Origin of the sequence: Microcoleus sp. Aus8_D2 (genome assembly GCF_036702665.1) — a bacterium.
Taxonomy (GTDB): domain Bacteria; phylum Cyanobacteriota; class Cyanobacteriia; order Cyanobacteriales; family Microcoleaceae; genus Microcoleus.
In genome coordinates this window covers 14,469-22,008 of record NZ_JAUBUN010000056.1, presented here as the reverse complement: position 1 = coordinate 22,008, position 7,540 = coordinate 14,469, and the positions used below count along the sequence as shown (strand labels likewise).

Below are 7,540 nucleotides of genomic sequence, written 5' to 3'. Positions count from 1 at the left end.
GGGAGTGAAAGAAGTATTGGGTTTGTTTGAGAGACTATTTTGTCAGGTGCGGATCTATGAGATTGTCTGTATTTTTTTAAGGATTTTCTGCAAGCGACACACCCTACACCTAATTGTACCCGTTATGTAAGCCGTAGGGTGCGTCGCCTGCGATAAATACCTAACTAAGTATCGACCATCTGAAAGCGACGCACCTCAGCCATTTTCAAGCGAGTCTAATATAGTTCATCAAAATTTTGGGAGTGAAAGAAGTATTGGGTTTGTTTGAGAGACTATTTTGTCAGGTGCGGATCTATGAGATTGTCTGTATTTTTTTAAGGATTTTCTGCAAGCGACACACCCTACAATTGTATTCGCGATCTAAGTTTGATTGTAGTTTTTATAGAGGAAAAATTAATGCACAAAATAGCAGCTACGCCCGGAGGTTGGAACCCTCAAGCAGAAGGAGTAATTTTTATTCAGCAAACCCCAGCACCAATTGTGTTTATTAGTGCTGCTGACACCGACATTCAAACACTCGCGGCCGCCTCATCTAAAATGCCCGCCATGTTTCCAAAAGTGCGGGCCGTAAATCTGCTTCAGTTGCAGCAACAATTAACCATTGACACCTATGCCGAGGAAATTTTAGAACGCGCAGAGGTAATAATTTTAAGGCTGTTAGGTGGGCGTTCTTATTGGTCTTACGGATTAGAAGTTCTGCGGGAAACGGTGCAGAAAACTAATGCAGCATTGATTGTGATGCCGGGTGAAGATAGTCCCGATCCGGATTTAATCAGCCATTCTAATGTATCGCTGTCAGCGGTAAATCAGTTGTGGCGTTATTTTACTGAAGGTGGAGTTCAAAATTTTGTTAATGCTCTCAAGTTTACTGCTGATACTTGTTTTAAAACTGCTTATCATCCGCCTCTTCCTCAAACAGTTTCCCGCGTTGGAATTTATGATTGGGGCGGACGCACAGGGTCGTGTTTTGAAACTGTACAACCAGATTCCGCTCCCCCTAAATCACCCTTAATAAGGGAGACTTTGACAACTTCTTGCTCCCCCCTTATTAAGGGGGGCTGGGGGGGATCTCCGGGTTTTAAAACACACCCTAAAGGAGACGGGGAGGGCGGGCACGGGGGCACCGCCCCTACGGTCGGAATTCTATTTTATCGCGCTCATTACTTGTCGGGAAATTTAGCACCGATTGATGCACTTTGTCAAGCTTTAATAGAGCGAAATCTGCAACCAGTTCCAGTGTTTGTGTCTTCGCTGCGAGAACCAGATTTGCAAGTCCAATTGCTGGAATATTTTCAACCCAAAGACTCAGAACCCATTCAATTATTGCTCAACACCACAAGTTTTGCTGTCTCCGGTTTCAATAGCCCAGAACTGGAACAAAATAGTTTAAACTCCTTAGATGTTCCCCTATTACAAGCCATCTTCAGCGGCGGTGGTTTGGAACAGTGGGAAACTGAATTACAAGGACTTTCGCCGCGAGATGTGGCGATGAATGTCGCATTACCAGAAGTAGATGGTAAAATCATTACTCGGGCTGTTTCTTTTAAAGCTGTACAAACTTGGAACAGCGAGTTAGAAACTGATGTGGTAGGATATGTCGCAGCGGCCGATCGCATTTCATTCGTAGCAGACTTAACGGCGAATTGGGTGAAGATGAAACAAACCCCAGCCACCAACAGACGCATCGCCATAATTCTCGCAAATTATCCCACCCGCAACGCCCGCTTAGCCAACGGCGTCGGCTTGGATACGCCCGCTAGCTGTGTCGAAATCCTCAAAGCTATGCAGGAAGCCGGTTATCAAGTTGAAAATATCCCCGCTAGCGGTAATGAGTTAATTGAACTCTTAACTTCTGGCGTGACAAATGACCCGGAAGGACGAGAGTTGCGGCCTGTTCGTCAATCTTTGGATTTGGCAGAATATGAAGAATATTTTACTACTTTGCCACAAGAAGTACAAGATGGCATTTGCAAAAGATGGGGATTAGCAGAAAACCATGCACAAGCTTTAATTACTGAGCACAAGTCTTTCGCCATTCCGGGAATTCAATTCGGCAATGTGTTTGTCGGAATTCAACCATCGCGCGGCTACGAACTTGACCCAGCTTTAAATTATCACGCGCCGGATTTGGAACCAACTCACAATTATCTCGCTTACTATTATTGGCTGCGCGAAAAGTTGGGAATAGATGCGATAATTCACGCCGGAAAACACGGGAATTTAGAATGGCTTCCCGGTAAAAGTGTTGCACTATCTAATAAATGTTATCCCGAAGTGGCATTGGGCGCGCTGCCGAATTTCTATCCGTTTATTGTCAACGATCCGGGGGAGGGTTCCCAGGCAAAAAGACGATCGCAAGCCGTAATAATCGACCACCTCACCCCGCCCATGACTCGCGCCGAACTTTACGGGCCCTTGCAGCAATTGGAAGCCTTAATCGACGAATATTGCGAAGCCCAAAGCTTAGATCCGTCCAGATTACCGATGATTCGCGATCGCATTGTAGCCCTCACCAACCAGGAAAATCTAGATAAAGACTTAGGCATCCAACTCAATAAATCGGAATTTACCGAATTTATCACCCGCACTGACGGTTATCTTTGCGAACTCAAGGAATCCCAAATTCGCGACGGATTGCATATTTTTGGTCAATGTCCCCAAGGTAGACAGTTGCGAGATTTGATAATTGCGATCGCCCGCCATCCTAGCACAAATCGTTCCGGCTTAACCCGCTCCCTCGCCAAAGATTTAGGCTACGATTTCGACCCCTTAACCACCGCAGGCGATTTCACAGCAGAATTAGAAGAAAAAGCCGCTGAATTAGTAGATGATTTAATTAAAAACATCCGCGTTCATCCGCGTTCATCTGCGGTTAAAATAGGAGAATCAACCCAACAAGAATTAGACTGGATTTCCAACTATCTTTTACCTTCACTCCTCCAAACAAACCAAGAAATTACTAACCTGTTGCGCGGACTAGATGGGCGACACATCCCCAGCGGTGCATCCGGCGCGCCCACCCGTGGGAGACCAGATGTATTACCCACGGGCCGCAATTTTTACTCGGTAGATATCCGCGCTATTCCCACAGAAACCGCCTGGAGAGTTGGCAGAGTTGCGGCCGAAACTTTAATCGAAAGATACACTCAAGAAAATGGCGAATATCCCAAAACTTTGGGTTTGTCTGTATGGGGAACATCTACCATGCGGACGGGTGGAGATGACATCGCTGAAGCCTTAGCATTGATCGGAGTTCAACCAATTTGGGATGGGCCTTCGCGCCGGGTTGTAGATTTTGAAATCTTGCCTGTTTCTGTTTTGGGGCGGCCGCGCGTTGATGTTACTTTGCGGATTTCTGGCTTTTTCCGCGATGCTTTTTTTAATTTAATTGATTTGTTTGACTCGGCTGTCAAAGCTGTAGCGGATTTAGATGAACCTGCGGAAGACAATCCTTTAGCAGCGCAAGTTAAACAAGAGATTTTGGATTGGGAATCGGCTGGTTTGAGTCGGGAAGATGCGCAAGTGCGATCGCAATTTCGAGTCTTTGGTTCAAAGCCGGGGGCTTACGGTGCCGGACTTCAAGGCATAATTGAAGCTCAAAACTGGACAGACGACGCAGACCTAGCAACAGCTTACATTAATTGGAGCAGTTACGCCTATACAAGTACCCCCCCCACTTCTTCTAGTAAAGATGTGGCTAATTCCAATTCTTCTGCTTTACTACCAGTCAATACCCCCCCAACCCCCCCTTACCAAGGGGGGGCTAATTCCACAAATACCCCCCCAACCCCCCCTTACCAAGGGGGGGCTAAATCTAATTCGACTTCTTGTCCCCCCCCTTTACAAGGGGGGGCTAGGGGGGGTGAATTGGGCTCTGAGGCTCAATCCAACTCTTGTCCCCCCCCTTTACAAGGGGGGGCTAGGGGGGGTGAATTTACCGGGCGTGAATGGGGATGTTGTGCACCCGAAGCATTTACCAAACGCCTCGACCAAATGCAAATAGTTCTCCAAAATCAAGACAACCGCGAACACGATATCCTCGACTCCGACGATTATTATCAATTCCAAGGCGGAATGACTGCGGCAATTCGCAATTTGCAAGGAAAAAATCCTGAAACTTATTTCGGCGATAACTCGATTCCCGAAAATCCGAAAGTGCGACAACTGAAAGAAGAAATTGCGCGGGTTTATCGCAGCAGGGCGGTAAATCCGAAATGGATTGAAGGGGCGATGCGTCACGGTTATAAAGGTGCTTTTGAAATTGCCGCAACGGTGGATTTTTTGTTTGCTTACGATGCTACGGCGAATTGTGTTGAAGATTTTATGTATGAAGGAATTGCACAGGCTTACATTTTTGATGAAAAAGTTCAGGGATTTATTCAGGAAAATAATCCTTGGGCGCTGCGAGATATGGCGGAAAGATTGTTAGAAGCTCGTCAACGGGGGTTGTGGCAGAGCGCTAATCAGGATACTCTTGATAAATTGCGATCGATCGCCCTGCAAGCCGAAGCAGTCATCGAATCCCATACAGAAATACGCAATTAACCCCGCGATCGCACCGACAGACTTCAGACCGTTTGCGGTAATATCTACTAATGTTTCGCGAACGGTGAAAGCTGTATGATTCGCCACTACATTGCTAACCTCAGCACTAACATCTTAAAACGTACCTGCGCCGCGATCGCCGCGATCGCGCTAACAGCCGGATGTTCATCAACAAAGCCGCCCAACACTCTAGCGACCTCTCGGACGATCGCATCTTCCTCCGTCCTAGCGCAGCCGCCAACCTATGTGTTAGCTAAAAACCCCAACAAAACTAAAAAATCCATCACCGTTCCCTCATGCCCCCAAAACGACCCATTTGCAGAGTCAGTTAACTTTGCCACCAAGGCCGCCAATTTGGCTCAATCAGCCAATTCAAAACAAGAGTGGGACCAAGTAGCAGCCCAATGGGTGCAAGCCGTAGCCTGGATGCAAGCGGTTCCCCCCGGTAGTCCCAGACGGGCGTTTGCTGAGAAAAAAGTCATCGAGTACATGAAAAACCTGGTTTATTCCCAACAGCAAGCGGGCGCAACCCGATCGCTAGCCAGTACCGTTAGCTTCAGCAGCGATTTGCTCGACGAACAGCTAGAACTATACCTATCCTACGTTGCAGCCGTCGGCCCGCCAGATGTTTTGATTGTCGGTAGTTCCCGCGCATTGCAGGGCGTCGATCCCAAACAGCTAAAACAATCTTTGGCTGCTAACGGGAGTCCGGGTTTAAAGGTATTTAACTTTGCAGTCAACGGCGCAACTGCCCAAGTTGTTGACTTTCAACTGCGACGGCTGTTGAAGCCGGATCATTTACCTCAAATGATTGTCTGGGCGGACGGTGTGCGCGCATTTAACAGCGGCCGGGACGATCGCACTTTTAATTCGATAGTCGGTTCAGAAGGCAGCCAGCTTTTAGCAGCAGGCGTTCTTCCTAAACTCGCGTCCGATGAACCGAACGTGATTCCCCAGTGTTACAGATTCCCGCAGCCCTGCGCTAACAGCACTTTTCGCCGATCGCAGGCATCTGTCGATCGGGCTTTCAGGGGCGGGCTAGAAGCCCACCCCACAGTCAAATTTCTCAACAGTGGAACAGGCATGGAGCCTGTTGCTCACCCGGGCGGGCTAGAAGCCCACCCCACAGTCAAATTTCTCAACAGTGGAACAGGCATGGAGCGCGGGCTAGAAGCCCACCCCACAATCCAATTCCTATCGAGTGGAACGGGCATGGAGCCCGTTGCCCAAAATGCAGTATCACAAACAACAGTAGCAATCAGACAAGTCAGCGAATTAGCAGATGCGATCGACTCCAACGGATTCATGCCTATGTCGGGAAGTTACAATCCCGACACATATTATCGACAACGCCCCTACGTTTCAGGTAAGTACGATCGCGACTACGAAGACTTCAACCTCGGCGGCGAACAAGCAACAGCCTTTAATTCACTGGTAGCATTTACCAAAACTCGCAAAATCCCCCTAATTTTCGTCAATTTGCCCCTCACCGACGACTACTTAGATCCCACTCGTCGGTGGGCAGAACAGCAGTTTAGACAACGAATGCAGCAACTCTCGCGACAAAAAGGCTTCGCTTTCCGCGACTTGTCCCAGCGGTGGCCGAACCGCAACGAGTTTTTTTTTGACCCCAGCCATCTCAACAGCTTTGGGGCGATCGCAGTTTCTCGCATCCTCGCCTCCGATACCAGCATTATCTGGCCCCGCCCCAAATCCCGGATCGCCGACGGGTAATCAGCTATTGCGCATTTTCCTCGTTACCAGGCTCTTCCTGGTAACACAGATCGGTCGGCTCTGCCTCCAAATTCTGAAAAATACTGCAAAATATAAATTGACATCAAACACTGGTTTGTCTCGATCGAACATTGTGAGAGTTTTGCTGATATTCTTCTCGCGATCGGGACTGTTCCACGGCGATATCATTCAGATGCCGCTGGATTTGATATCAGTCTAAAATCTCAATAATCTAAAATCTCAAATCTCAAATCTAAAATCCACGGATTCATTGTGCAACTAAAACAAGTAATTATCGCCCACAAAGCCCGAGACACCCTCAGCCAGCGGTGGGCCGAACAGTGTGCCCGCCAGTTAGAAAGTCGCGGCTGTCAAGTTTTAATGGGCCCCAGCGGCCCGAAAGATAACCCGTATCCGGTGTTTTTAGCTTCTAGTAACAGCCCGATCGATCTAGCCGTAGTTCTCGGCGGCGACGGTACCGCCCTGGCGGCAGCCCGGAATTTGTCTGCTGACGGCATCCCGATTTTAGCTGCGAATGTGGGCGGACATCTGGGCTTTTTAACCGAGTCTTTTGAGGATTTCCAAAATACTGAGGAGATTTGGGACAGACTGGCCGAAGATAGGTATGCCGTGCAGAAGCGGATGATGTTGCAGGCGGCGGTTTTTGAGGGAAACAGAACTAATCTCGAACCCCAAAGCGATCGATTTTTGGCACTGAATGAAATGTGTGTCAAACCTGCTTCTGCCGATCGAATGCCGAGCTGTATTCTAGAAATGGAAGTTGACGGCGAAGTAGTCGATCAATATCAAGGCGACGGTTTAATTGTGGCAACTCCTACCGGTTCGACTTGCTACACCGCATCTGCCAACGGGCCGATTATCCACTCGGGAATGGATGCGATCGCAGTTACTCCGATTTGCCCTTTAAGTTTATCAAGTCGGGCAGTAGTTTTGCCCCCCGGTTCCGTCGTCAGCATTTGGCCCTTAGCAGATTACGAACTCAGTACAAAACTCTGGATGGACGGCATTTTAAGTACAGCAATTTGGCCGGGACAGCGCGTAGACGTGCGGATGGCAGACTGCGAAGCCAAGTTTATCATTTTGCGGGAAAACTATTCTTATTACGGCACTTTGAGGGAAAAACTTCAGTGGGCCGGAGCCCGAATTCGGTACACCAACAATCACCGCAATTAATCCAAATCATCCACCGTTTGTAGTGAGGAATGCGAGTCCTCTGACTTTTAGAAGGACTGAAGTCCTC

The 7,540-nt window shown here is 48.3% G+C and carries 4 protein-coding genes; all 4 read left to right on the top strand.

The genetic code is table 11. The annotated features are described in order from the left end of the window. Positions 1 to 396: 396 nt before the first annotated feature. The 4 genes from cobN to QUB64_RS29055 all read left to right on the top strand — a co-directional run bounded on the left by cobN (position 397) and on the right by QUB64_RS29055 (position 7,473). Positions 397 to 4,545, top strand: coding sequence for a cobaltochelatase subunit CobN (gene cobN / locus QUB64_RS29070; RefSeq protein ID WP_333343451.1), 4,149 nt, complete (start codon positions 397 to 399; stop codon positions 4,543 to 4,545). A gap of 75 nt (positions 4,546 to 4,620) precedes the next feature. Beyond that, positions 4,621 to 6,279, top strand: coding sequence for a hypothetical protein (locus QUB64_RS29065; RefSeq protein ID WP_333277363.1), 1,659 nt, complete (start codon positions 4,621 to 4,623; stop codon positions 6,277 to 6,279). 97 nt (positions 6,280 to 6,376) lie between these two features. Continuing rightward, complete coding sequence (locus QUB64_RS29060; RefSeq protein WP_333277365.1) at positions 6,377 to 6,499, top strand: hypothetical protein; 123 nt, start codon at positions 6,377 to 6,379, stop codon at positions 6,497 to 6,499. Between the two features lie 53 nt (positions 6,500 to 6,552). After that, a complete protein-coding gene (locus QUB64_RS29055) occupies positions 6,553 to 7,473 on the top strand; it encodes an NAD(+) kinase (protein ID WP_333277367.1) in 921 nt (306 codons plus the stop codon). Positions 7,474 to 7,540: the final 67 nt, after the last annotated feature.